The following is a 23,754-nucleotide window of genomic DNA, read 5'->3' on the forward strand; positions in this document are numbered from 1 at the left end:
TGGAACATGATGTGAGGTGTCTGGTGGGTGTGGGCTAACTCGGCTGGTAGGCTATGCCGAAGCCGCAGCGGAAATGTCCCCTGCCGAGTCTGAGATCGCCGTAACTGGGCGTACAGCGGACACGCCATCAGGCTGCGTGAACTGACTCTATCGGAAAATCGACAATGAGGCCGTCATACGCTGGCCGAATATGCATCGGTAGATCACGACACAAGGTATCGTAGTCCAAAGGCGTGTGCATATGCGTGAGCAATGCTCGTGGGATTGCCAGTCGATCGATCCAATCCAGCGCTTCGTTCAGCGAGAAGTGACTGGGATGCGGTCTATACTGAAGCGCGTCGACGACGATCAGCTCAGCGCCCGTGATCGAGTTCTGCGCTGGCACCGGGAAGTCGCTGACGTCGCTACAATATGCGATCGGGCCGATCCGGAAGCCGAGGGAATGGATCGCTCCATGAACCTGCTGAAATGGCACCCAATCGATAGGCCCACCGGGCCCTTGGATGCGAAACGATGTGCCGGGACTGATTGCGCGATGACGCACGATCGGCGGATATGAGCTGCCGGCAGGCGTACGGAAACAATAGGCGAACGCGTCGAACATGCGATCGAACGTCGCATGATCGGCATACAGGTCTATGAGGCTGCGCTGCTCGAGAACGTATCCTCGAAGATCATCAAGACCGTGGATATGATCTGCGTGTGGATGCGTCACGACGACACCGTCGAGCCGCGTCACGTCTGCGGCAAGCATCTGCTCCCGGAAATCGGGACCACAGTCGATTGATACGCTCGTAGTCGCACCATCGGCTCGAATTCGTTGAACGAGCGCCGAGCACCGAAGCCGACGGTTCCGTGGCTGGCTTGGATCGCAGTTGCCCCAGTCTCCAGTGATGCGCGGAACACCTGGCGACGACCCACATCCCGATATCGTGAGACGGAGTCGGTCCGTCACGACGAGGAACCTGTACGCGGATCCGGTACCTTTCGGAAAAGGCGGAAGAAGTTGTCGCTTGTAATCTTCCCGAGCTCATCGAGGCTCAAGCCAAGGGCGTCTGCCAGCCGGGTTGCCGTATGCACCACATGAGCCGGCTCGTTGCGCTTACCGCGATATGGCGGCGGCGCGAGGTAAGGCGCATCGGTTTCAATCAGAAGGCGATCGCGAGGCACCTCTGCTGCGATCTTTCTCAGTTCGTCGGACTTCGGAAACGCGGCAATACCCGAGAACGAAACGTACCCTCCCAACTCAACGCCGACCGCTGCCAACCTCGGACCTGACGAGAAGCAGTGCAGAATGAACGGGAAGGCACCCTTCCCGCTCTCCTCTACGAGCACAGCCTCCATGTCAGCATCAGCTGCACGCGCATGAATCACCAAGGGCAACTGAGTCTCTCGAGACGCTTCGATTTGCCGGCGAAAGACACTCATTTGCACGTCACGTGGGGTGCGATCGTAGTGATAATCCAGACCTGCCTCGCCGATCGCAACAACCCTCGGCTCCGATGACAACCGAATGTACTCGTCAACGGTACAATGCGGTTCCTCGGCCGCGTTGAGCGGATGCGTTCCGACACTTGCAAAGACGTTATCGTATCGTCGCGTGATGGCGAGCAGATCGGCAAAGCGGGCGACGCGTGTCGAGATTGTCACCAAGAGGCCAACGCCTGCTTGTCTGGCGCGCTCGACGATCGCGTCGCGATCCTCCGTGAAGTCGGCGAAGTCGAGGTGGCAATGGCTGTCCACCAGAAACAGATCCGGCATTGTCAGGCCTGCGTATCCGCCTCGACATAGCGCGGGAAGATTCCGACCGGCGTCGGCAACGAGCGACCGAATTGGAGCATTCGCCCCTGCGACAGCTCGACGAAAGCACGTTCCGTTTCTCCGACGGAAAGGAGGTCGAGTAGCTTCGACATTGCGTCCGGCATCACGGGCTGCAACAGAAGCGCCGCGCGGCGGACGACTTCGATGGTCACATACAGAACCGTTCCCATGCGAGCTGGGTCCGTCTTACGAAGAACCCAAGGCTCTTGTGCCGCAAAGTACCGATTGGCTTCGGAAACAACCGAAACGATAGCGGCGAGCATGACGTGGAGTTCCTGGCGGTCAATCGCGGCACGACAACGCTCAAGGAGAGTGCCACTCAGATCGAGAATGGCGTGGTCGGCTTCTGTCAGCTCGCCCGGAGTCGGCAAAACACCATCCAGGTTCTTGGCGATCATGGAGAGTGAGCGTTGCGCGAGGTTGCCAAGGTCATTCGCAAGTTCCGAGTTCATGCGCGCGACGATGGCTTCATGCGAATAATTGCCGTCCTGACCGAACGGAACCTCCCGCAAAAGGAAGTAGCGGAACGCATCGAGCCCGTACGTGGCGATCAACGCCAGCGGATCGATGACGTTGCCGACCGACTTCGACATCTTCTCCCCTCGATTGAACAGGAAACCATGGACGAAGACGCGCTTCGGGAGCGGTATACCGGCGGACATGAGGAATGCAGGCCAATACACCGTGTGGAACCGTACAATGTCTTTACCGACGACATGTAAATTGGCCGGCCAAAAGCCGGACCGGTCGCCGCCATCGGGAAAGTCCGTCGCGGTCAGGTAGTTTGTGAGTGCATCCACCCACACGTACATGACGTGCCGCTCGTCGCCTGGAACGGGAATGCCCCAATCAAATGTCGTGCGAGAGATCGAGAGATCGCGAAGGCCGGAGCGAACGAAGCTCAAGACCTCGTTGCGCCGCTCGGTCGGCGCGATGAAGTCCGGGTTCGCTTCGTAGAAAGCGAGCAAGCGGTCTCCATAAGTCGAAAGGCGAAAAAAGTAACTCTCCTCCTCGACCCACTCGACGGGTGTACCTTGTGGTCCGAGGCGAACGCCCGCCTCGTTCAGCTTGGTTTCGTCTTCACCGTAGTAGGCTTCATCGCGGACGGAGTACCAGCCGGCGTAGGAGTCTTTAAAGATATCCCCCGCGGCCGCCATGCGGCGCCAAATCTCCTGGCAGGCTCGTCGATGGCGTTCTTGCGTCGTCCGCATGAAGTCGTCGTTGGAGCTGCCGACGCGCCGGCCCATCTCCTCGAATTCGGCTGAGTTGCGATCAGCCAGTTCCTGCGGCGAGACACCCTGCGCCTTTGCCGTCTGCAACATTTTGATGCCATGCTCGTCGGTTCCGGTGAGGAACAGAACATCGAACCCATCGAGACGCTTGAATCGCGCGATCACGTCCGTTGCGATCAACTCGTACGCATGCCCGATATGCGGCTTCCCATTCGGATAGGAGATCGCGGTCGTCAGATAGAAGCGTTCGGACATGGGTCTTCTTGGGCTGGAGCGTACTTGTCTGCGGCCATAGCCCATTGCAGAGACCGCCTCAACGAAAGGTTGGCGGAGTTAGGTCGCCTACGTGTTCACCGATCGCTGGCGCACGTCGTGGAGGTTCTGAAAAAAGGACAGTATCACCTGCTTGCGATCGAGGTTGTAGGCAGTCGCCTCGCGCCAGCGGGTCGTCTCCGATTGCCAGAGAGTTGCGATTGCGGCGGCATGCCTCGGCCGGGCGGCGAGCGCGTTGCGAGCCTCGTCGACCAGGTACGATGCAAAGGCGTCGAGCGCCAATGCGTAGGCAGACTCACGGCCTTTTTGGACGAGGCTGTCGGCCAAAGCTTGTATCGAGGTCCAATCCGGCTCCGAGGCCAGGACGAGACGCTCCGCGACGGATGCAATCTCCTGGCCCCCGTTGCGGAGCACGCCGAGTGCGCTGCGCACACTTCCACTCGATGAGATGACTGCGGCTCGAACCGCATCGTCACCATGGTCAGGATCCAACCGCTTCACGAGTGTCGTCACTTCGTTTGCTGTGAGCGGTTCGAACGGCAAGATGCGACAACGCGAACGGATAGTAGGCAGCAGGCGTCCGGCCGCATGGTTGCATATGAGAAAGAGGGACCGTGCTGGCGGCTCTTCCAACGTCTTGAGCAGCGCGTTGGCCGCACTTCGGTTCAGGTCGTCGGCAGGATCGATGATGGCGACACGCCAAGATCCACTGCTTGTCGAATGGAAGAAATGGTTGAGCCGCCGAATCTCGTCAACCGTGATCTGAGTCCGAAAACCTTCTCCCCGCTCGGCCGGCGGCCGCGCGAGGTGAAGCACCTGGGGGTGCGCAGCCTGTGCAATCTGCCGAACGACGGTAGAAGTCTCATCGAAGCGAAGAGCATCGCTGGTCCCCTCCGGTACGTCACCAGATATGAAACGTGCAAAGGCAACGGCAGTCGTCGCTTTGCCGATGCCGGCAGGCCCCTGTAGTAGCCACGCGTGGTGCATACGGCCGGATGCAAAAGCCTCCGTGAGCTCGTTCCATTGCGCTGCCCGCCCCATTAGGGAGACGTTCGCCGTCGGCGGTGGAATGCCGTCGAGATCGTCGTGGTTTGCCTCAGCCTCGATCATGCGATGGTTGGAACCGACATGTCAGAGGATGCCTGCAACCGTTGGCTGACCGCATTCATAATGCTGCTGGCGACGGTATCGGCGTCTTGTTGCGCGTCTATGACGACAAACCTATGCGGTTCGGCACGTGCGATCGCGAGGAAGCCCTGACGCCGTGCCTCATGCCGCTCGAGCGCTTCCCGCTCGAAGCGATCCACGACTCCATCCCGGCCGCGGCGAGCACTGGCGCGTGCGAGTCCCATCGCCGCAGGGAGATCGAGGAGTATGGTGAGTGAAGGTCGAATGTCTTCCAAGACGGCATCCTCGACAATGCGAAGAAACTCTGCGTCCGCTCCTGCTGCAAGCCCCTGATAGACGCGGGTCGAATCGTGGAATCGGTCGCAGAGTACGATGGCGCCGCGCAACAGCGCGGGACGAATGACGAGTTCGATATGGTCCAAGCGCGCCGCAGCGAACAAGAGTGCCTCGGTTTCCGTACCGAGGGTTTCCGCGGCACCCGATAGAACAAGCGTTCGTATCGCGTCGGCGCCCTGTGTGCCGCCAGGCTCACGCGTTGAAACGAGATCGTAGCCTCGCCCACGAAGCCAATCCGCAAGACGCGTGATTTGTGTCGTCTTCCCAGCGCCTTCCCCGCCTTCAAAGGTTACGAACAGGCCCTCACCTCTTCCGACGGTCGTTTCGACAGTCACAATTTCCGGATCCATCCGAAAGCGATCTCTTGCGCGGCATCCATGGCACGCATCGAGAACGTGCCTTGATGGATTGTCTTGCCGGCGAAGAGTTCCGTATCGAGAGCCGGTTTTCCATCAATCGTTATATGCAATGTTCCAACCCGGGCGTTCTGCTCAACCGGAGCATGCAAGGGTCCGTCGTAGCGGATTTCGGCACGAACGAGATCGGGTCGACCTTTCGGCACGAAGGCAACGACATCGCTCTTCACCAGAAGCGGAACCGACGTTTCGAAACCACCAAAAACGTTGGCGGTGCCGACAGGCAGGATCTGTGTGAAGAGAATACGGCGCTCGAAACTATCACGCGCCCATGCCAGCAGCCGTTCTGTTTCCTTCGTTCGGACGGCATCGCTCGTCAAACCACTCAGGACAGCGATAGTCCCGCGCGGCCCGTCTTCGGCCAGGGCGGCAATCGAATATCCCTGGCCTTCCGCGAACCCTGTCGCCAGACCCGTGGCATTGCTTGTGCCACGCAAGAGTGGGTTGCGGTTTCGCTGGAGGATCTTGTTCCATTCGAATTCGGGCTGAGCGTAGATGCCGTACCATGCGGGGTAGTCTTGGCGCATACGCAGCGATAATTGCGCGACATCCCGAGCCGTCGTGAACTGTCCTTCAGCCGGGAGCCCGGTTGCGTTCACAAAATGGCTGTCCGCCAAGCCAATCTCGCTGGCGCGCTCATTCATGCGAACCGCGAATGCACTCTCGGTTCCAGCGATGCCTTCGCCGAGAATGATCGCCGCATCGTTCGCCCCCTGAACCATGACGCCGCGTAGAAGCGCGTCGACTGGAACGGTCGACCGCACAGCAGCAAACATCGTCGCCGTACGAGATGGTGCGCCACCGGACCGCCAGGCATGATCCGAGACGGGAAACGCGGTCTGCGCTGTCACCTCGCCCTTGTCCAGCGCACTGAGAACCGTTTCAACGGTCATGATTTTTGCGAGAGATGCAGGCTCGAACCGCTCGCTGGCAGACTTTTCGAAAAGGACAGTTCCTGTTTCGACATCGAGAACCAGCGCAGTCGTTGCTGGCGTTTCGATCGCAAACGGCTTGTCGTCCTGTGCGAGGGTCACCGCTGGTGACACCACCAGAACGCCGGCAAACATCAACGCGATACAGCGTCGACCGTCTGCTTTCATCATGCGTCCGCCGTTTTCTCGTCGAAACTCATCCATCGCCCAACTTAGCAGATATGATCGCATCGGACAGCGCTGCCGCGGCGTCGGACGTTCTCAATCGTGGAGTACGAATGCGGATCCGGCTCCGGCGTGCCACACCTTGGTCAGAAGCTCGTCGGCGTTCACGCCGTCCGGCATCTGAATGGCGAGAGACCCCTCACCCTCGTCCAAGAGTTCGAGACCCGAGAGGGCGATCAACTTCGAAAGGCGCAGCCGTGTGGAACGATCGACCAAGCCGACCTCGATCCGCTCTCCTTCGGGCGCGCGCACGCTTCTGGGTTCCCGCATGATGTCCAGGACAGCCGCGCGTGAACCCCTCGGCTCCCCGGCAGGCGCATAAGATAAGACCAGCCCGCGCGAACTGGGCACGGGCGTGCTCGTTGGCGCATCATAGGTCCGGATCAAATCCTCGACCGACATGGCCGCTGGTGCGGGCGCCGTTGCCCGAGGTGAAACTGGCTTCGGGGGGGCAAAGGCGGTCGCAACGAGCGTCGTCGCGGCGTGCGCGGGCCGGTTCGAGGCAATCATGACGCCCGTCGGCAATCCATCGTCGATCGGTCTGCTTTCGCCCGGTCGATACGATGCCATCAAGATCTTCGTGTCGTCGCCTTCAAGGGGAGCCCGCCCGACATACTCGACCTTGACGTCCGCAATGCCGTCCCGCTGGAAACCCAGCAATTCGGCTGCCTTGGACGATACATCCATGACCCGGTCATGCATGTAGGGTCCACGATCGTTGACCCGCACCATCACGGAGGCACCAGTCTTCCGGTTTGTGATCCGCGCGTATGACGGAAGCGGGAACGTCGGATGCGCTGCCGATAGATGGTACATGTCATAGACTTCCCCGTTTGCCGTCAGGCGACCGTGGAAGTTCGCGCCATACCAAGAGGCCTGGCCGGTCTTGACGTATCCGGGCTCTTCCTTCGGATAGTACCATTTCCCGCGCACCTTGTACGGCTGCCCCGTCTGGTCCCGTCCCCCTCCCTTGGGCACACGCTTGAGACGCGTCACGCGCGGGCTCGCCTTCACGCCGAAGATGGAGGAACTGAAGATCGGTGCATCGTCGTCAGGGGCCAACTCCTCATGAGTAGAGGACGCTTGCGACTGACATCCGGCAACGAGACACGCACTCAATGCGAGCGCGGCCGCGCGGGCCAACCAACGGTGGCTTGATCCCCCGATCAGCAACATCCGTTCCCCCATCTGCTTGCTCGAACCCTGCGTGGACCGCTCGCAGTCGCGAACACAGAACCGCATTCCTCGCTGAGGAATGTTGACAACCGATGAATCAGAACGCAACCCGCACTTTCCCAAGGACTAGTGCAAGTTGCGTTCACCTCGCGCGATATCCACAGAGCAATAGTGCCGGAGGCGTTTCTCGGCCGGCCGACGCCGGCCAATCCGCGTCAGCGTGAGGCAACGTATTCGCCAGCGCTACAACACAACCCAACTGTTGGCCGATCCTTCATTATCCATCGTTAGAAAGGATCGGAGGGCATTGGGAAGGCAGAACGGATCATGAGAATTGCGATCGTCGGCTGTGGATACGTGGCCGACTACTACATGCTCACCCTACGCAATCACCCCAATTTGGCGGTCTCTGGCGCCTTCGATCGCAAGTCGGATCGCCTGCGTGAGTTCACCACATTCCACAAGATCCCGGCATACGACAGCCTTTCTGCCCTTCTCGCTGATACCAGCGTCGAGATGGTTCTCAATCTAACGAATCCTGGCAGTCACTACGAGATATCGCGTGCTGCCCTTGAGAGCGGGCGGCACGTTTATTCCGAAAAACCGCTCGCAATGACGATAGAGGACGCTGAAGACCTCGTTCGGATCGCGGCCGAACGGGGTCTGGCGATCACGGCGGCCCCCTGCTCGATACTGGGCGAGGCTGCCTTGGCTGCCGGGCAGGCGATCCAAAATGGCCGCCTCGGTCGCGTTCGCCTAGCCTATGCCGAGATGGAGGACTCGATGGTCTTTCGCGAGCGCTTCCACGATTGGCGCTCGCCGTCGGGAGCGCCCTGGCCGGCCGACGACGAGTTCGCCGTTGGCTGCACGTTGGAACACGCTGGGTATTATCTCACTTGGCTTTGTGCCTTCTTCGGGCCGGCGCAGGAGATAACGGCATTCTCCGCGCGGCTCTTCGATCAAAAGGGCGTTCCGGCACCGAAGGGCGGATGGGCCGGGGACTTCTCAGTCGCTTGCCTGCGGTTTGCAGACGGTGTGGTTGCCCGACTGACATGTGGTCTAGCGGCACCGAAGGACCGTTCTCTTCACGTGGTGGGTACGGAAGGCACGCTCACTGTTACGGACGGCTGGAATTACCGGTCCGGCGTGTGGCTACGCGATCCCGAAGGGCGTCCGATGTCACGTATTCCTAAACTCCCGCAGGCTTTCGGCCGTATCGAACGCTACCTCCCCGGACGGCATTGGCTCGGCGAGCGACTGCCGCTTGGGCCAAACAGGGCCGTAACACCCGGCTACCCATCTCGCATGGATTTTTCGCGTGGGCCGGCCGCAACGGCAGAGGCGTTGCGCGCGGGCAAACCCGTACCCATGCCCGCAGACTTTGCATTGCATATAACGGAGTTGGCCCTCGTCGCTCAGGACGCAGCGCGCTTCCCCTCACCCTATAAACCGCGAACAGCCTTTGCGCCGCTTCCGATCAACTAACTGATCTGCGTCATCGCTTCGTCAATGATCCGTAGGGTCCGACAACTGTCTGCGAGCGGTATGATCGGACTTTCCTGCCGGCCGGCGCGCAGACATTCTGTCATGTGGTCAACCTGATACTGGAGGCCACTTCCTTCGAAGAGGGTCAGCACACGACGCGCGCGCAACGGACGCAGCCCATCCTTGATCGCTCTTAACCGCGAGATGCGCGCGCCCGCTTCGATGCCGGCCGGGTATGATACTCTCTCCGTTACTGAACCGGGTCGGCGTGTGCGCCGGAGCGACAGTAAGGGCGGTGAGAACAGCGGCGATTGGGCTTCGACAACGCCGTTGTCGCCGACAATCGAAAGACGATTTGTTGCCTCGGCGTCCCAAGCGGACGATAAGCTAGCAAAAGCGTCACCGTGCTCGATGAGCAGTTCCGCGCGCATAACGACGCCAGCGTTGTTACGCCGACCGCTCGCTTGGACTCGGGTCGGTGGCCCAAGCAGATGCTGGGCTAGCGAGATCGGGTAGACGCCAAGATCCAACAAGGCACCTCCCTTCGTGTCGGAGATCGATGTACCGGAGGATGGATAGCCGATCTCGGCGTGGACGCGCCGGATGACGCCCAATTCCCCACTCTCGCAGATGGCTTTCAGACGTCGGATGCCGGGAGTGAAGCGCGCCCACATCGCCTCCATGACGAAGACGCCCTTGGATCGTGCGAAGCTACAAACGTCCTCAGCTTCGTCGGCGGTTATGGCAAAGGGTTTCTCGACCAAAGCAGCTTTGCCGGACGCGATCGCGCATCGCGCATGCGCAGCGTGGACGACGTTCGACGTCGCAACATAAACCGCATCGACGCTCGGCAACGTCATAACCGCTTCGATGCTTCCATGGAACACGGTTTGCCCGACTGCACGGGCGAAGACCCGCGCCTTCTCGGCGTCACGCGCCCCGACGGCAACAATGCGCGCATTGCGGGAATAACGCATATCCGCCGCAAAGCGCCGCGCAATCGCACCCGTTCCAATCACTGCTATACCGAGCCGGCCCGACGCCATTCACACTATCCCGCGCTGTACGATCGGCATGTCCGCACCGAATCCCTTCCACACGGAATGCCGCGGAACCAGCTGAAGCCAGACGCTTCACTCGATTCTCGAGAGCGTAGAGTGGCGGATGGGGTGTCATACGCTCCCAGCACCTAGGAGACTGTTCCGGCAGACGAAACTTACGATACCCACCTACCCTGTACCCACCGCCGTACCCACCAATTTCTGCAGGTTCGTTTCCCCAGAAATTAGAAACATACCCACCGGCACCTCGACGGCAGTGGTGGATAGCAGGGGAAACAGGATCGAAGCTAGCGTGCGCCGTCGACCCTTCGCCGACATCTCCATCACGGACGAAGCAGGAGCGGATCGCGCTGAAGATCCTGTTCCCGAGGGAGTGGGGCTAGCGGGACGCCGCGAACCGCCGCATCAGGCACTGCGCAAACCCCTCGTTCGAGCGGTAGCCCAAAGGCCCATGGTCTAACCGCACGATCTCGACGGGCGAATGACGACTTTCGATCCAACTTGGCCATTCGACGCCAGATCTATTCCACCCGAAAGCGGACACATGCTCACCCGGCCTGCGTGCTGGTGACAAAGTTGGCGAAAGTATGCGCCGTTCCGTTGGCGGCTATGTGAGCGTTTCGAGCGACCTCCCTCGCTCCGACGTGATCGATTGTCCGCATCCGCCACGTCCTGGGACCCGTACCTCGTCGTGAGGAATGGGCAGGGTCAGCAACAGCATGCGCAGCGAACTCGGCGACCGAGGTGACCCACCACCGTCACAACCCAACCCGCACATCGCTCATCGCGACATCCATCTCCTGTACGCGCTCGCCGAGCGCCTTCGGCGAACCAACCCACGGGCTGCAAGGCATATCGAACTCGCAGCCGACCTCCTGCTGCGCGCTTCGTCCTGACCCGTTCCGCTTCGAGTACAGCTCGTGCGCATCTGGTTGCCTGCCTCGAGCAAGTTGCGGCTGGCGATCCAGACGCTTTGCAACAGGTCTACCTTCTGACTGCGCCCAAGCTGCGCCGCGTTGCCGACGACCTTCTGCGCAACCATGACGAGGCTGACGAACTCGTCCACGAGGCGTTCTTGGCGGTTTGGGCAAAGGCCCACCGCTTCGATCCGGCCAGAGGCAGTCCCGTAACCTGGCTCGTCACGATCGTCCGAAACCGCGCACTCGATCGACTTCGAGCACGTCGCAGGACCGGGATCCAGGTTCCGCTCGAAGAGGGACAAGAGATTGCGGATGAGCGGCCCGATGCACTCGCCCAAGTCGCCGCTGATAACGACGCTCAACGGCTACGCAGCTGTCTCACGACCCTAGATATCCGCACACAACGCTTCATCACCCGTACGTTCTTCGAAGGGCTACGCTACGAGGACCTTGCACGGGAAGAAGCCGTACCGCTGGGAACCGTCAAGACGGTCATTCGCCGTGGCCTCATCAAGCTGCGGCTAGAATGGGATCGCGGTACAGTAGATTGACCTGCGGCTTGGCTTCGTCAGATCAGTCGCCGGTAAGCCAACCGCATTCCAGCACACCGTTCATTCACCATCCTCCATGCATGATGCCTTCCAGAGCGGCGCAGGAGGCACCTTTGACCGATCGCACTCAGACCCTCCGTTCGCCTAGCATTATGTCTCTCGTCCGCGAGGCGATGCGCCGTTCCCCATCCCATACGATCGACGACGAGATCCCGTTGGCGATCCTGCTTCGTCTGATCGAGGTCGACGAGGCCGAGGCACGACATGAAGCGCAGATCGCAGCTTTCAGGGCCGGCAAGCGCTAACGCCTTTGCCCCCCCCCGGCATTGGGTTTAACGCCCCGCCGCTGCGAACCGGCGCATCAGGCACTGCGCCAGCCCCTCGCCTGACCGATAGCCCATGCCGGTCACCGGCGGCAGCGCGGGCGCAATGTCGGCGGGCGAATGACCGCTATCGACCCTTCCAAGCCATCCAACGCGACGAACATGCGTTCCGAAAGCGGACGCCTTTCATGCCTTCGCACCATGGGTCGATTGCGGTCTTGGTCGAATAAGCCATGCCACAGGGCGAGAGTAGGCGATGGCATGAACGGTGGCGTAGAGGCTGATTCCCACTAGAATGTACAGGAACCATGTGCCGAAGTTCGGCAGGCCATCGAAACGGTAGTAGTCAATTACCAGCTTGGCGACGAACTCGAAGACCGTTGCGAAGACCGCGCTTGTGAAGACGAGAAGCCAATACTCCGACCGGGTCGGCCGGCGGCCAAGATGCCTGACGACGTAAGCGAAGGCGCAGATCGCCGCGACGATCATCCCTGCGAGCGACAGTGCCCATTCACCCGTGAAGTCCCTCGTGATCGAAACCCATTCAGTAAGTGCGTAGAGGGGGATGTAGACGGCGAAGTAGCGGACGAGAAACGGACCCATGCCGCCGAACGTCATCCTATTGGACGGCGGTTCAGGGGGTGGGCCAAGCTGCGCCTTCTTCGCTTTGATCCACTCCAAACTTCGCTCTGCGAAGCGGCCCCCTCGGAAGAAGAGCATATTGCCGAGAACGCCCTTAAACAGCGGGAAACCGATGAGGATCAGTAACACTAATCCATCGATGCCGGCTTGTTGCGTGGATTGGACCACAAGAGCGTTGAGCGTAACGTCAACAACCAGCACGATGATGGAACCGACAGCGACAAGCGACCAGTATTCGCGGGATGTTGGAAGGCGGAGCTTGTCTTCGAGGAATCGAAGGTAGGTGAACCCTGCGGCACCGATGAGCGCGCCGATACTCATATGGGATGATCGAAACTCAAAGAACAACGTGGCGATCATAGCTCCAACGAAGATGATGCCCAACACGCCAACATAGATGAGAGCGTAGTAGATACCGTATCGCAGAATTTCTTTCGTCGGCATGTCGTTCAGCGCCCCAACGCATCTCTGACAACGTGGAAAGAGCACACCTCGAGGTCAACCGTCGAGTGCATACCGATCTCTAACGTCCGCTATGGTTGTTTTCGATGGTAAAAGCCGATCATCGCATTCCGAGCCGGTCGTGCCGATCGCCACATGGAAACCTGACGCCCAACACAGTCAGATGGGTTTCGACCCTTCCAAGACATCTCCCGCCATGTTCCATACTTCCCGAAAGCGGATGTCGATAGACAGATGACCGAACGTGGTGATGCTACAGGCGTGGGATGACCAATCTAAGGGAAGGCACTTGCCTGCTGCGCATCGTCCTCGGAGGTCTGACAGCGCTCTGCGTCACGCTCGCAGTGATCGCGGTCTACCGGACTGTGGACGCAGCTCGATACGCGATGTCGCCCGAGGAGACGACCCTCTACCTCATCTACGCCATTCCGCCACGCAGCGTCCCGAGAACTGCCGGGATGTACATCATACGCTGGGAGGCGAAGACGCAATCCGAGCAGCTCAATCCTACGTTGATGACCGTCAGGCGAAACGTCGGGTGTCGGGTCGAGCTTGTGAGCAGGACCGTCGACGAGGGCGACCCGACGGTCACGAAGGTTGAGCGGCGAATCTACGACTGGGGCCGCGTCCGCGCCGACGACATCACCGTCGAAAAGGTCCTCGTTCCCGGCCAGGGATACGAAGCGTACTACATGAACGTGGAGGTGCCGGGTGAGACGATGAGGCATCAGGCATTCCGCGAGACTCGCCAAGGTACCGAGACGGTCACATCCGGGGAGTTTGCAGGGTCTCTTCGCTTCGAGTGGCCATATGTACCCGGACAAGACAGCGTGTATGCGCAGAACCGGGAGCCGTTTCTCGCACTCATGCAGCGATGCACTGGCAAGACGCCGAAGCTTCCAGAACTGCGAGAACCGCTAGTCCCAGAGGGAGGGATCGCGACATGATCGGAAGAGCCGGCCTCGCTCTGGCCGTGGGGCTAGCCGCATCCTCCGCCCTAGCCTCCGCCGCGGAACCGGTGCGGTATACCGTCCGGTACGGCTTAACCTTGGGTACGTTCGAGCCTGTTGCTGGGGAAGCCCTATGCATCGCCGATGCGGACTGTGTGATCCCGCTTTCGCTGTCGCCCAGGATTGAGATCAGTTTGCGAGGCCATCCCGAGAACCCAAGATGGGGAACGGCCTTCGTCTTCTGCCCAGGGATGGACTGCGGCTTCGGCAACGGTCGACGCACGACCGGGTACGGCGGACGGGTGAACCGCCTCCTCATCTACGATGGTGTTGCTCAAGAAGGCGGGATAGAAATACTCGGTCTGAGGCGTCTACCGCTGCTCGGTCAGTTCGATTTCGCGATCAGCCGGTAAGTCGCCCCATCGCGATCGGCAGCTTATCGGCAACCTCGTTCAGAAGCCGACCGGCAGCTTTCCACCCTCTGAAGCCGCTCGGCTGCATTTCACTGGGCCGAACGCGGTATGTCCGGAAGTGTGTATCGCTCTGGTCTGAAGCCATACGACGACCGCTCACCAGTGAGGATAACGTCCTTGCCGTAGTAGTCGGTAAAGGCACCGTTCAGCTTCACTCCACAGAGACGTCGACTTGCGAACTCCGGGTTGTCGCCGGTCACACCGGGACAGTACTTGTTGTAGGATGCGCTCTGGATCACGAACGGGACGCTCGCATGATCGACGCGACCCATGTCGTGGAGGATCAACGGCAAATAGCTCCGCAGCCCGAGATACGCCATTACCCCGATCGCGACGGCAAGAAATATCGTGTTGCCGGCGAACTTCAGGACCGTGTGGGGACCGACGACCCGATCCCCGTCCTCCTCCGGAAAATAGCGGGGAAACGAATTTCTGAACTCGGGATGCGAGTGAGCCCGCGCGAACGAGATGCAAAGCGGCACGAACACGGCGGCGGTCAAAATACCCGCGCCGCAGAGCGCGAGCGGCTCTATCGTCTCGGATACGGTGAGACTGCGCAGGAAGTGCTTCTCGTCGAACGGGTCGAAGAACATTAGAACTAGGGCGATGACGAGAAGTATGTGGATCGTGACGCTGAAGGCAGTAAGCCAACCGTCTTTGATCGTCCAACTGCGAGTAGCCATGTCGGTACCTCGTCTCTGCAGACGGCAGGTTATCGGCCTACACGGCTGAAAAACAGACCGACCGCTATCCACCCTTCAACGCCGTCGGCTGAAGGCGAATATCCGTGCCTCGGTCTCGCTTGGCTGGAGAAGCTGACAAGGCTTGCCGTTGATCTCCTGCAGCTGGGCGCAGATCAGCTCGATGTTGCGCTCCGAGCGCCGCGAGCTTTCGCCGCTCATCACGATCAAAGCGGCAATCGCGGCCGTGAAGCAGAACATGGCGCCGATGATCAGGATCAGGTCTCGCTTCGTCATATTACGCTCCTCCGCGAAAGGGTGAGGTCTCGAACTCGGGGATGGCCAGTTGCGCCCCGGCCATGATGCGCTCCAGCTTGCCGACATGGCGTGAGTAGTCCGCCAGCATGATTTCCTGTCGCTCGATCGTGCGGGCCTGGTTCATCATGGCCTGCTTCACGTCGGTCAGCTGGCGTTCGAAGTCGCGGCGGATCTCGGCCAGTCGGTCGTCGCCATCCTCCTCGAGCTTGGCGATCGCCTTCTGAAGATCTGCGACGCGGCCCTCGTAGCTCTTGGCCTGCGCTTCGGTGTTGGACTTCGTGTAAAGAAAGACCGCCCCCAGCACGCCGCCGAGCGCGGTCATGACGGTTGCGAACTCGCCAAGGGAGATGCCGTTCATCTGCATGGGACTTTCGCTAGGCGCTCGCGTTCGCCGGAGCCTTGTAGGCGCGCCAGAAGGCGAAGCCGGCGCACAGGATGACAGCCACCACCGCGGTCACGCCGCCGAAGATGACGAGGAGCTGCGTCGTCGACAGGCTGGGAAGCCAGTTGGCGGCCGACAGCGCCCCGCTGACGCCGGTCATGCCGCCGACGCTGGCGAGCGCACCCGCTGCACCGCCCTTGGCAGCACCGATCGCCTTGGAGATCGCCGCGATCGGATCCGGGGCCGGGAGCGGCATCGTTGTCGGCGCCGGGAAGAAGGTCGGCGTGGGCTCGGCCTCGTCGACAGGTTCGGGCTTGGGAAGAGCGACGGGCGCCGGCGGGACCGGATCAGCTGCAACCGCGACCGACGCGCGAGACAAGGCCAGAACTTCGGCTAGAACCGCCTCCACCTTGGCCGGCTGGACTAGCGCCTTGTTCAGCTGATCGCCGGCATAGTAGCTCTGGCCGCGCGAGAGCGTGCGGTGCGCGCCTTTCGTGGCCCGAAGCACCGGGAACGACGCCCACTCCTGCGCCAGGCGCTTGCCGAACTCGTCGCGCGTGATCGTGCCGGCGACGAACGGCTCGTAGCCGCGGCGCTTCAGAAGGTGGAAGCCGAGACGGTCCTGCAGATCGGGATCGAGCACCTGCGCACCACGGAGCCCGAGCTCGGCCTTCAGGTCCTTCAGCGTGTTGCGCATGAACTGGTAGCCGCCGGTGGCCGACGACTTGAACCGGCGCGTCCAACTGGCCTGGCTTGCGATCACCTCGTCCACCGTCATCAACGTGACGGGCTTGGGCAGCTTGCCCTGGTTGTGGCCGTAAATGACGTCGTAGCCCGATCGATCGTCGGTGCCGACCTCGGTGGCGCGAATGAAGTCGAGAAGGCGCGCGGCGCCGGCAGGGACGGTGCGATCCATGAGTGTGCTCCAGGCATAAAAAAGGCGCCACACGGGCGCCATGGGTTGTTGAATACGTCTCTGCCGCTTACCGATGACGCAGCGGGTCAAAGCGAAAGAGTTGCCTATGCTGCCGTCTCAGGACGCTCGGATCGGTCAGTCGCTCGAAGAAGGCCGGCCGCACGCGGCAGGCGCCTTCACGAAAGCCTTCGAACGGCTGAACTTGCTACACCGGATCGCACCGCGCGCCCCGGTGGAACGTGTACGGCTGCAGGTTTTGATCTCGCGCGTCCTGCCGGCGCAGACACCCAGTCAAGCGGCGGTCCTGACGCGGCGCGGCCGGCCGAACGATCCACTGACGCAGGAGTTGCGAGAAGCGGGCAAGCGCTCGGCCTCGCTAGGTTCCTGGCCGGAAACGGTCGAACTCGATGGGCTCGCCGCCGAGATCGACCGTTTGGAAAGTGATCCAACGCTCTCGGCGATCCTCGACATCCGTGCGGCCTTGCGCGAGCTCATCCCGCAACAGCAGAACGTCGAAATCCGTCGCTGGATGACGATGGCGCTGACGCCGGGCGACCCGATCATTAGCAACACCGGTGACGTGATCGTCTAGTTCGAGGCGACCGTCCATTCGAGCGGCAGGCCCGGCCGGCTATCCTTCATGCGTCGGTCGGGTCGTCACGCCGCCATCTCGCCCGTGTAGGCGCTGATCTGCGGAATGCGGAACTCGATCGAGGCGGTGAGCGCCTGGTTCGCGAACCCACTGATGTCGAGCCAGGGATACTCCTGCGTCGCGCCGGCCGTCGTCAGAGCATGGCCCGGGCGCAGCAGCGCATCCCACTCCTTGGCGTCGAAGGCCAAGGCGTTGGTCGAAGTGGATCCGGCCCACTCTGCGTCAGCTGCCGGATCTCCGAGGCTCGGCTCGAACTGGCCCCCGTTGCGCCGCAGCTTCAGCGAGACGCGGCCGAGGTTCTGTGAGCCGGCCAGGACCTTCGAGAACATCGTCAAATCGAAGCGATCGGTTCCGAGCGCGAGACCCATGCCGAAGCTCGTTGGGCCGCGCAGTGAGATTGCCGAGGCCGACGATCCGTTGGCGAGGTTCGCGATGTCGAGCCGCCAGATGCCCGTCGCGGTGTCGAGGCTCGAGACCACCGATCCGCTCGCCGCCGCATCGATGTTCACCGACCAGCCCAACGGCGCGGCGCCGGTCGGAACGACGGTCGCCCCCGCAAGCGTACCACCCGTCGCCGTGAACTTGCCGCCCGCCAGAACGCCTGCACGCGCCGTCAGGTCGATCGCAGGCATGGCCGCTGCGATGATCGGTAGGCAGGCGCGCCCCTTGGCCTGAACGCCAGCGGTCGCATCGTGAATGCCGTCCGATCTCAGCATGCCGGCGGCCGGCGTGTTGCTGTCAGGTGCCGAGGCAATGGCATTCCAGGTTGGCAGAACGTAGATGCCCTTCGACGGGTCGTGCTTCGAACGCGCGTAGTCGCGCCACGCAGCGAAGTCGGCGATGATCGAGGCCGTAACGGTCGTCGTCTTCGGCGCCTCGTCGCAGATGAAGATGACCTCCTTGGTCGTGCGCAGCTGCGCGATGATCGTATCGAGGTCGGCCTTGGACTGCGCCAGGCTCACCGGGTCGCCGTCCCGGAAGTTGTTGGTGAACGCCAGGACAAGGGCGGCCTTGGCTGGCGATGCGACTGCGGCCGCCAGATAGTTCGCGATCAGGTAGGGGCTCTGCTGCCCGCCCTCGCCCACTGTGTTGGCACGATTGAAGTCGATCTGCCCCTTCGACAGCTGGCGCAGCCCCGTCAGCAGACCGCCGGCCATCTGATAGGCGTTCTGCTCGACCGGCGGTGTCGCCCCGTTCATCGCGAAGGTGAACGTGTTGATCATGCTGTGCCCGAAGGCGACGATCGTGTTGGCCGACGCCTTCACCGGGGGCAGGACAACACCGCCACCGATGATGCCGGCGCCGATATAGGCGGCCACAAGACGCGAGTTCGAAAGGCGGACCATGGGGTTCTCCTTGGGCGCACGAAAAAGGCCGCCCTGGTGGAGAGCGGCCGCAAAGGTGGATGGGGTGGTGAGGTCGGCTTAGGTGAAGCGGTAGAAGGCGACCGCGATCGTCATGGCGAAGCGTTTGGGCCGCGATACGCCATCGGCTGCCAGCGCCGCGTTGGAGGCGCCCGCCGCCGTGATGCGATCGACGCCGCTGCGCAACAGCTCGTCATGGAGAGCTGCGGCCTTCAGGTAGCGCGGATCGTGCGGGTCGAAGATCCACCGGAGAAGAACCGGGATCGATACGTCAAAGACGGTCCCGTCTCGAACCTCGAACCACCAGCCCGAGCCCTTGGCGCCAATCTCCCAGCGCGTTGCGCCGTGCTGGCGATACTGGATGCCCTCCAGCCGCTCGAAGACGACGACGGCCTGCGTGTAGGCGCTCACTGCGTTGGCCAGTACCCATCGTCGACGAAGTTGGTTGGGATCGGATCAGCATCCTTCAACGCGCGGGCCGCGAAGGTGTGGACGCTCTTGTGATTAGCCGCCGCCTGCCCGAAGGCGATGACAGTCGGCGCGTCCATCGGTACGAGGGAGTTGTCCGCCGCGATCCAGCGGAAGTCCTCGTCGCCATCATGCCAGCGCAGATCGCCGGGTTTCTTGCCCGAGAGCGTCACCGCCATGTGCGCAAGCGAGGCGGCGCCAAGGATGTTTTCGCGGTCGGCAGGGCGCGCTTGAAACAACGTGCCGCCAAAAAGGAAGCCAGCATCAATGCGACGATCGCGCTCTGCGTCGACCATTGGCGACATGGTCAAACGCAGCGCCAAAACCCGCGCCGCCATCTCAGCCGCCTTGGCCGCGTCGAACTGCGTTTTGGTCAGTGTGGACAGGATGCCGGGAATGTCCGTGCGGCCCGTGGTGGTGCCGTAGAGGATGTCGTAGTTCGACCCGGTGATCGGCCAGCGGGTTTCCAGCGCGAAGTCCCGAACGCAGCCGGCGGGATCGACAGGCCCGCCACGCGTCGGCTGCACGTTCGCGGGAATGCCAGTGATGGCGTCGACGGTGGTGAAGGAGACGTAGGTCAATCTGGGCTCCTTCAGGTCGGCGTCACGAGGCGGATGGCGCGGCTGGTGTAGTTGGTACTGTCCGCTCGCTCTCCGTTGACGTACTCGCCCGTCGTCATACGGATCAGATTGGCGCGCTGGACGAAATCGCTGTCCGAATAAACCTCGGACGTCCACCAAGGGGTGCTCTCGAATGCTTGCGCACCGCCCACTTGAAACAGCGCAAGGCCGCGCAGGTTGGAGCTGACACGCGCCATAATAGCTCGCGCGCCCAATGCCCAATCGGTGAAACCGTTCGAGACGAGGTCGTTCGCAGACTGGTTCGCATAACTCCAGCTTCCAGCGGCGGCGGTCGAGCGATCCGCAAGAACGATATCCTTCCCGTCGTCAGTTTGACCGGCGAAGAAACCGCCTTGGTACGGGCTGCCGAGATCCGGACGGAACACGGTCGCAGTCGTGAAGCTCGTCGCCGCACCCGGCGAGACGCCGCCGTTCGTGTCGGTATCGACGCAGCGCACCTTGTAGACCGTATTGGCGGACAGGCTGTCCTTCGGGCTAGCGAGAGTGGCCGATGCCTGCCCCACCGCTCCGTTGACCGTGACGATGGTGGCGAAGTTGTCCTTGGACAGCTCAAACCGCCGTGCCGCCTGTGCCGTGCCGTTCGGATGCGAATAGGCCGAGGCGGTGAAGGTGACCGCTTGGTTCTGCGCGCCGACGTTGGTGGCGCCGTTGGCGGGCGCCGACATGACCGGGGCGACGGGCAGGCGCGGAAAGGTGAACGAGACCGGAGCCGACCAGCCCGACGACACGTCTTTGGCGTCTGTCTGGATGGCGCGCAGGTAGTAGGTCGTGCCGCCGGTGAGCGTCGCCTGCGCATTCGCCAGCGAGGCCGAAACACCGGTCTGCGTCAGTACGCCCGTGTCGTAGACGATGGTGTTCGCTGCGAAGCTCGCCGCCGTCGCGATGCGGAAGCGGATCGTCTTCTGCGCTTCGCCGTAGAGTGAGGTCAGCCGGTCCACCGATAGAAGCAGCGCCCCGCCCGTGAGGCTCGGCGTCGATCCCTGCGCCGGCGCGGTGACGATCGGCGGGAGCACCTTCGGCACCTCGGGCAGCACGACAGCGCCCGACATGCCGTTCACGCTGGTGACGGGGCCAGCCTCGATCGCGGCGACGGCGTCGGCAAACCGATCGGCGGCCTCAGCCACGTACTGTCCGACGGCTGCCACGTCCTGCAGCGCCAGCGGGAAGTTGACGACGTGCCCGTCGCCGTCGAAGCCGCCGGGGTTGGCAGGCGTTGCGACGCTGCTGTTGAAGTAGGAGGCAAGTCGGGTCAGCGACGTTTGCACGAAGCCGGGAATGGCCATCAGACGATTTCCTCGAAGGTGAGAGAGCCGGCAGCACGCCCCGGCGAGACGCCGCGCGCGATCGGGGGCAGTTCCGGCATGCGACCGAGCCAGGACAAGCGCTGCCGGTTCACGACGTCGTCGGGCCGCTGGACGAGGAAGACCTCGAGGTCCGTGCCGGCTTGGCGGAACAGCTCGTAGAGTTGCGACAGCATCTCGGGCTCGGGCAGGTAGTCCCATGATCCGCGCATCGTCCGTGGATGGCGCTTGCGGCTGTGATAGAGCGTGCCACCGAGCGAGCGTGCGGACGTTGAGCGAGCCAGGAAGCCGAGCTCGACGCCGGGCTTCAGGTTCAGCGAGAACTGCCACTGCCCCGCAAGGAACAGGCGGCCGAGGTCCAGGAAGCCGTCGTCGTTGCTCTGGTCGCCGAACTCCACGGTGAAGCGCGACACGAAGAACAGCTGCGGCATGATCGTGATGATCGACTGCGTCGAGCCGACGAGGCTTTCGGCGTCGGGCCGACCCGTCCAGAAATTCGGATCCCGCCACTGCATCTGCGCCGTTGGGCGTTCGCGGGGATAGATGTCCTCCCAGCCGTCCGACGCCTCACTGCCCGTCTGCCAGACGAGTTCGCCATCCGGCGCATCGCTGATCGCGGGTCCGTAGGCTCGAACCCTCTTGCGCCCGGCTGTCGAGGCGTTCGTGTTGATGAAGACGATCGCGCGAATAGAGCGCGCCCGGTCGAGTACCGCCGTCAGCCTCGTCGACGAGAGCGCGAGGCTACGCGATCGCGCCACCCGCTGCAGGATGCGGTCCTGCAGGTTCAGGAGCGAGAGCTGCCAGTCGCCGTCCTTGAGCTCCGCCGCGTCGCCGCGGTTCGGGAACATCGCGATGCCCTTGCCCGCCATCGGTCAGCCCCAAAGCTCGAGGGTGACGGCCTCGATCTCGCCGTCGTCCTCGCTGTCGAGTTCTTCGATCATGCGGGTGACGACGAAGAGCTTGCCGTCGTCGAGGCCGAGCAGCGGCACGCGCACCATGACCGTGTCGCCGAGATCGATGCCGACCGCCGCTGCGGACGGAACCTTGATCTGGATGAAGTCGCGCCGGACCTTGCGAAGGTCGAGTTGGCGATCAGCCTCGGCAGTGGCGTCGGTCGAGTTCGTCAGGAGACTTGCGAAGGTGATCTCGGACGCCAGAAGGTGTCGCACCTTCACACTCGCGTCTTCAGCGACGGCCGAGCGGGTCGCGGTCTTCAGGTAGGCACGCCGGGCATCGTCCACCGCACCGTTCACCGCCGAGCCGTCCTGCGTCTGCCACAGCTGCGTATGGGTGACGGTGACCTTGGACGTCGGCACGCCGTTGCCCTCGTCGGACGTCGCCAGCGTCTCGATCGCCTGCCCGTCGTCCAGGATCTCGATCTCGGTGAAGATCGCGCGCGGCGTGCCCGTCGGTGCGCGGAACTGGCCGAAGCGGAAGCGACCGAGGCGGTCGGTCGTCAGGAAGCCGCCGACGCCCGCCAGAAGGCGATAGAGTGGCGCTTGGATCTGCATGTCCTCGGGCGCACACCACACGCCCTGCTCGGCCGGGGCCACCGTGTCGAAGGCGGCGATGTCGGCGGGCAGGAAGTCCACGCCCTCGACCTTGCCCGCAAACAGAAGGATGCGACGCACCAACTGTGCGGTGGTGCGCTGGGCAGCGGTTGCGCCTTCGGTGTAGTCGGCCGTGATCGTGCCCGTCACCTTGCCGCCGATGCGAACGATGAAGGGCGACAGCATGACCGCGTACTGGCCCTGCGTGAGCGTCACCGCCATCAGGCTCGCAAGATCCGGTTGTGCAGCGCCGACGCGTGTCAGCGTCAGACCGGACGAGTAGACGGCCTCGCAAGACGCGATCGCGTTCTGGGCACCCTGCCAAAGGCCGTCGAAGGCGTTCACCTGAACGAGCGGCACCTCGAACACACGGCCGAAGGCGAGCGGCTTGGGCCGGTCCTTCAGATCGTTCTCGGTGCCCTCGACGCCCTTGCCCGCTGACGTCGTCGTGCCGAGGTAGCGCGTCGGCTGCAGATCCTTCTGCAACTCGACGAGGCGGTCGCGCAGACGGAACGAGACGGTCTTCTCCGACACCTCGGCTTGCTCGACCGTTCCCGAGAACACGACCTCGCGGCCGGCAAACGGCACACCGTCGGCCAGCTGGTAGAGGCGCAGGAAGCGGCCGTCGAAGGCGAGCTTGCGCATAAAGGACAGGCCGTCGTCCTCATTCACGAGCACGATATCGCGAACGAGGCGCGCCCTGCCCCGGTCGTGCCGCCACCCGAGAACATGGCGCGCTCGAAGTTGCCCGGGTTCGCGATGCGCGGCTTGGTCTGCCCCCTGAAAAGTGGTCCTCCCTGAAGTAGGCTTTCGAGCCGATGGAGGATGCCCAAATGGGACAGAAGAAGCACAAGCCGGAAGAGATCGTTGCCAAGCTGAGGCAGGTGGACGTTCTGCTGTCTCAGGGCCGCCCGGTAGCCGAGGCGATCCGCACGATCAGCGTGACGCCTTTCACGTATTATCGGTGGCGCAAGGAGTTTGGCGGGCTGAAGTCGGACCAGGTGAAGCGTCTGAGGGACCTGGAGAAGGAGAACGAGCGCCTGCGCAAGGCGGTCTCGGATCTAACGCTGGAGAAG

The 23,754-nt window shown here is 62.3% G+C and carries 25 protein-coding genes; 6 read left to right on the forward strand and 19 right to left on the reverse strand.

Going from position 1 to position 23,754, the window contains the following annotated elements; translation table 11 throughout:
- Positions 1 to 127: 127 nt before the first annotated feature.
- The 7 genes from BLQ76_RS09880 to BLQ76_RS09910 all read right to left on the reverse strand — a co-directional run bounded on the left by BLQ76_RS09880 (position 128) and on the right by BLQ76_RS09910 (position 7,425).
- Positions 128 to 955 (reverse strand): MBL fold metallo-hydrolase, encoded by an 828-nt coding sequence (locus BLQ76_RS09880; protein ID WP_090672546.1) that lies wholly within the window; start codon positions 953 to 955, stop codon positions 128 to 130.
- Positions 952 to 1,761, reverse strand: a complete 810-nt coding sequence (locus BLQ76_RS09885; protein ID WP_090672549.1) for a TatD family hydrolase — start codon at positions 1,759 to 1,761, stop codon at positions 952 to 954. The genes BLQ76_RS09880 and BLQ76_RS09885 overlap by 4 nt, the downstream gene beginning before the upstream one ends.
- A 2-nt stretch (positions 1,762 to 1,763) precedes the next feature.
- Complete coding sequence (gene metG, locus BLQ76_RS09890; protein ID WP_090672552.1) at positions 1,764 to 3,308, reverse strand: methionine--tRNA ligase; 1,545 nt, start codon at positions 3,306 to 3,308, stop codon at positions 1,764 to 1,766.
- An 87-nt stretch (positions 3,309 to 3,395) separates the two neighbouring features.
- Positions 3,396 to 4,436 carry a DNA polymerase III subunit delta' gene (locus tag BLQ76_RS09895; RefSeq protein ID WP_090672555.1) on the reverse strand — a complete coding sequence of 347 codons (1,041 nt, stop codon included), beginning with the start codon at positions 4,434 to 4,436 and terminating at the stop codon, positions 3,396 to 3,398.
- Entirely contained in the window at positions 4,433 to 5,140 is a 708-nt protein-coding gene (gene tmk, locus BLQ76_RS09900) for a dTMP kinase (protein WP_090672558.1), read from the reverse strand. Before tmk ends, BLQ76_RS09895 begins: the two co-directional genes overlap by 4 nt.
- Entirely contained in the window at positions 5,122 to 6,309 is a 1,188-nt protein-coding gene (locus BLQ76_RS09905; RefSeq protein WP_244519559.1) for a D-alanyl-D-alanine carboxypeptidase family protein, read from the reverse strand. The genes tmk and BLQ76_RS09905 overlap by 19 nt, the downstream gene beginning before the upstream one ends.
- Positions 6,310 to 6,399: 90 nt before the next feature.
- Positions 6,400 to 7,425 carry a septal ring lytic transglycosylase RlpA family protein gene (locus BLQ76_RS09910; protein ID WP_425285152.1) on the reverse strand — a complete coding sequence of 342 codons (1,026 nt, stop codon included), beginning with the start codon at positions 7,423 to 7,425 and terminating at the stop codon, positions 6,400 to 6,402.
- Positions 7,426 to 7,866: 441 nt separating this feature from the next.
- Here BLQ76_RS09910 and BLQ76_RS09915 point away from each other — a divergent pair, with 441 nt between their 5' ends.
- Positions 7,867 to 9,024, forward strand: coding sequence for a Gfo/Idh/MocA family protein (locus BLQ76_RS09915; RefSeq protein WP_090672565.1), 1,158 nt, complete (start codon positions 7,867 to 7,869; stop codon positions 9,022 to 9,024).
- On the opposite strand, the gene BLQ76_RS09920 is transcribed toward BLQ76_RS09915, so the two are convergent.
- The gene (locus tag BLQ76_RS09920; RefSeq protein ID WP_090672568.1) at positions 9,021 to 10,070 is read right to left on the reverse strand and encodes a Gfo/Idh/MocA family protein; all 1,050 of its coding nucleotides are present in this window, start codon (positions 10,068 to 10,070) and stop codon (positions 9,021 to 9,023) included. The genes BLQ76_RS09915 and BLQ76_RS09920 overlap by 4 nt on opposite strands.
- Positions 10,071 to 11,013: 943 nt before the next feature.
- Between BLQ76_RS09920 and BLQ76_RS09925 the strand changes: the two genes are divergently transcribed.
- Complete coding sequence (locus tag BLQ76_RS09925) at positions 11,014 to 11,556, forward strand: sigma-70 family RNA polymerase sigma factor (RefSeq protein ID WP_280140064.1); 543 nt, start codon at positions 11,014 to 11,016, stop codon at positions 11,554 to 11,556.
- 173 nt (positions 11,557 to 11,729) lie between these two features.
- Positions 11,730 to 11,861, forward strand: coding sequence for a hypothetical protein (locus tag BLQ76_RS22675; RefSeq protein WP_280140061.1), 132 nt, complete (start codon positions 11,730 to 11,732; stop codon positions 11,859 to 11,861).
- A gap of 204 nt (positions 11,862 to 12,065) precedes the next feature.
- Here BLQ76_RS22675 and BLQ76_RS09930 read toward each other — a convergent pair whose 3' ends face one another.
- The gene (locus BLQ76_RS09930) at positions 12,066 to 12,965 is read right to left on the reverse strand and encodes an ABZJ_00895 family protein (RefSeq protein ID WP_090672574.1); all 900 of its coding nucleotides are present in this window, start codon (positions 12,963 to 12,965) and stop codon (positions 12,066 to 12,068) included.
- Between the two features lie 284 nt (positions 12,966 to 13,249).
- On the opposite strand from BLQ76_RS09930, the gene BLQ76_RS09935 reads away from it, so the two are divergent.
- The gene (locus tag BLQ76_RS09935; RefSeq protein WP_090672577.1) at positions 13,250 to 13,930 is read left to right on the forward strand and encodes a hypothetical protein; all 681 of its coding nucleotides are present in this window, start codon (positions 13,250 to 13,252) and stop codon (positions 13,928 to 13,930) included.
- 505 nt (positions 13,931 to 14,435) lie between these two features.
- On the opposite strand, the gene BLQ76_RS09945 is transcribed toward BLQ76_RS09935, so the two are convergent.
- The 4 genes from BLQ76_RS09945 to BLQ76_RS22350 all read right to left on the reverse strand — a co-directional run bounded on the left by BLQ76_RS09945 (position 14,436) and on the right by BLQ76_RS22350 (position 16,702).
- Positions 14,436 to 15,089, reverse strand: a complete 654-nt coding sequence (locus BLQ76_RS09945; protein ID WP_090672583.1) for a hypothetical protein — start codon at positions 15,087 to 15,089, stop codon at positions 14,436 to 14,438.
- Between the two features lie 75 nt (positions 15,090 to 15,164).
- On the reverse strand, positions 15,165 to 15,383 hold the full coding sequence (locus tag BLQ76_RS09950; RefSeq protein WP_090672586.1) for a hypothetical protein: 219 nt from the start codon (positions 15,381 to 15,383) through the stop codon (positions 15,165 to 15,167).
- A gap of 1 nt (position 15,384) precedes the next feature.
- On the reverse strand, positions 15,385 to 15,762 hold the full coding sequence (locus tag BLQ76_RS09955; protein ID WP_170842543.1) for a hypothetical protein: 378 nt from the start codon (positions 15,760 to 15,762) through the stop codon (positions 15,385 to 15,387).
- 16 nt (positions 15,763 to 15,778) lie between these two features.
- Positions 15,779 to 16,702 carry a lysozyme family protein gene (locus BLQ76_RS22350; RefSeq protein ID WP_183193117.1) on the reverse strand — a complete coding sequence of 308 codons (924 nt, stop codon included), beginning with the start codon at positions 16,700 to 16,702 and terminating at the stop codon, positions 15,779 to 15,781.
- A 73-nt stretch (positions 16,703 to 16,775) separates the two neighbouring features.
- On the opposite strand from BLQ76_RS22350, the gene BLQ76_RS09965 reads away from it, so the two are divergent.
- Positions 16,776 to 17,294 carry an FAD-binding oxidoreductase/lyase gene (locus BLQ76_RS09965; protein ID WP_139183977.1) on the forward strand — a complete coding sequence of 173 codons (519 nt, stop codon included), beginning with the start codon at positions 16,776 to 16,778 and terminating at the stop codon, positions 17,292 to 17,294.
- Positions 17,295 to 17,359: 65 nt separating this feature from the next.
- On the opposite strand, the gene BLQ76_RS09970 is transcribed toward BLQ76_RS09965, so the two are convergent.
- The 6 genes from BLQ76_RS09970 to BLQ76_RS09995 form a co-directional block, all read right to left on the reverse strand.
- Positions 17,360 to 18,700 carry an SGNH/GDSL hydrolase family protein gene (locus tag BLQ76_RS09970; protein ID WP_090672595.1) on the reverse strand — a complete coding sequence of 447 codons (1,341 nt, stop codon included), beginning with the start codon at positions 18,698 to 18,700 and terminating at the stop codon, positions 17,360 to 17,362.
- A 78-nt stretch (positions 18,701 to 18,778) separates the two neighbouring features.
- Positions 18,779 to 19,129 carry a DUF1353 domain-containing protein gene (locus tag BLQ76_RS09975; protein WP_170842544.1) on the reverse strand — a complete coding sequence of 117 codons (351 nt, stop codon included), beginning with the start codon at positions 19,127 to 19,129 and terminating at the stop codon, positions 18,779 to 18,781.
- Positions 19,126 to 19,767, reverse strand: coding sequence for a DUF4376 domain-containing protein (locus BLQ76_RS09980; RefSeq protein WP_090672601.1), 642 nt, complete (start codon positions 19,765 to 19,767; stop codon positions 19,126 to 19,128). The genes BLQ76_RS09975 and BLQ76_RS09980 overlap by 4 nt, the downstream gene beginning before the upstream one ends.
- 11 nt (positions 19,768 to 19,778) lie before the next feature.
- Positions 19,779 to 21,110 carry an Ig-like domain-containing protein gene (locus BLQ76_RS09985; protein ID WP_090672604.1) on the reverse strand — a complete coding sequence of 444 codons (1,332 nt, stop codon included), beginning with the start codon at positions 21,108 to 21,110 and terminating at the stop codon, positions 19,779 to 19,781.
- Positions 21,110 to 21,976 carry a hypothetical protein gene (locus BLQ76_RS09990; RefSeq protein WP_139183978.1) on the reverse strand — a complete coding sequence of 289 codons (867 nt, stop codon included), beginning with the start codon at positions 21,974 to 21,976 and terminating at the stop codon, positions 21,110 to 21,112. Before BLQ76_RS09990 ends, BLQ76_RS09985 begins: the two co-directional genes overlap by 1 nt.
- A gap of 24 nt (positions 21,977 to 22,000) precedes the next feature.
- Positions 22,001 to 23,350 (reverse strand): hypothetical protein, encoded by a 1,350-nt coding sequence (locus BLQ76_RS09995; RefSeq protein ID WP_139183979.1) that lies wholly within the window; start codon positions 23,348 to 23,350, stop codon positions 22,001 to 22,003.
- Between the two features lie 161 nt (positions 23,351 to 23,511).
- Between BLQ76_RS09995 and BLQ76_RS10000 the strand changes: the two genes are divergently transcribed.
- Positions 23,512 to 23,754, forward strand: a 243-nt coding sequence (locus tag BLQ76_RS10000; RefSeq protein WP_139183980.1) for a transposase, incomplete at its 3' end; no start/stop codon positions are given.

Origin of the sequence: Aureimonas jatrophae (assembly GCF_900104035.1) — a bacterium.
GTDB lineage: Bacteria > Pseudomonadota > Alphaproteobacteria > Rhizobiales > Rhizobiaceae > Aureimonas > Aureimonas jatrophae.

Coding starts and splice junctions, on each gene's coding strand:
- BLQ76_RS09895 (WP_090672555.1), bottom strand. CDS start 4,436: ATGATCGAGGCTGAGGCAAACCACGACGATCTCGACGGCATTCCACCG.
- BLQ76_RS09930 (WP_090672574.1), bottom strand. CDS start 12,965: ATGCCGACGAAAGAAATTCTGCGATACGGTATCTACTACGCTCTCATC.
- BLQ76_RS09990 (WP_139183978.1), bottom strand. CDS start 21,976: ATGTTCCCGAACCGCGGCGACGCGGCGGAGCTCAAGGACGGCGACTGG.
- BLQ76_RS09915 (WP_090672565.1), top strand. CDS start 7,867: ATGAGAATTGCGATCGTCGGCTGTGGATACGTGGCCGACTACTACATG.
- BLQ76_RS09920 (WP_090672568.1), bottom strand. CDS start 10,070: ATGGCGTCGGGCCGGCTCGGTATAGCAGTGATTGGAACGGGTGCGATT.
- BLQ76_RS09885 (WP_090672549.1), bottom strand. CDS start 1,761: ATGCCGGATCTGTTTCTGGTGGACAGCCATTGCCACCTCGACTTCGCC.
- BLQ76_RS09955 (WP_170842543.1), bottom strand. CDS start 15,762: ATGAACGGCATCTCCCTTGGCGAGTTCGCAACCGTCATGACCGCGCTC.
- BLQ76_RS09985 (WP_090672604.1), bottom strand. CDS start 21,110: ATGGCCATTCCCGGCTTCGTGCAAACGTCGCTGACCCGACTTGCCTCC.
- BLQ76_RS09970 (WP_090672595.1), bottom strand. CDS start 18,700: ATGGTCCGCCTTTCGAACTCGCGTCTTGTGGCCGCCTATATCGGCGCC.
- BLQ76_RS09950 (WP_090672586.1), bottom strand. CDS start 15,383: ATGACGAAGCGAGACCTGATCCTGATCATCGGCGCCATGTTCTGCTTC.
- BLQ76_RS09905 (WP_244519559.1), bottom strand. CDS start 6,309: ATGATGAAAGCAGACGGTCGACGCTGTATCGCGTTGATGTTTGCCGGC.
- BLQ76_RS22675 (WP_280140061.1), top strand. CDS start 11,730: ATGCGCCGTTCCCCATCCCATACGATCGACGACGAGATCCCGTTGGCG.
- BLQ76_RS09965 (WP_139183977.1), top strand. CDS start 16,776: ATGACGCAGCGGGTCAAAGCGAAAGAGTTGCCTATGCTGCCGTCTCAG.
- BLQ76_RS22350 (WP_183193117.1), bottom strand. CDS start 16,702: ATGGATCGCACCGTCCCTGCCGGCGCCGCGCGCCTTCTCGACTTCATT.
- BLQ76_RS09945 (WP_090672583.1), bottom strand. CDS start 15,089: ATGGCTACTCGCAGTTGGACGATCAAAGACGGTTGGCTTACTGCCTTC.
- BLQ76_RS09935 (WP_090672577.1), top strand. CDS start 13,250: ATGACCAATCTAAGGGAAGGCACTTGCCTGCTGCGCATCGTCCTCGGA.
- metG (WP_090672552.1), bottom strand. CDS start 3,308: ATGTCCGAACGCTTCTATCTGACGACCGCGATCTCCTATCCGAATGGG.
- tmk (WP_090672558.1), bottom strand. CDS start 5,140: ATGGATCCGGAAATTGTGACTGTCGAAACGACCGTCGGAAGAGGTGAG.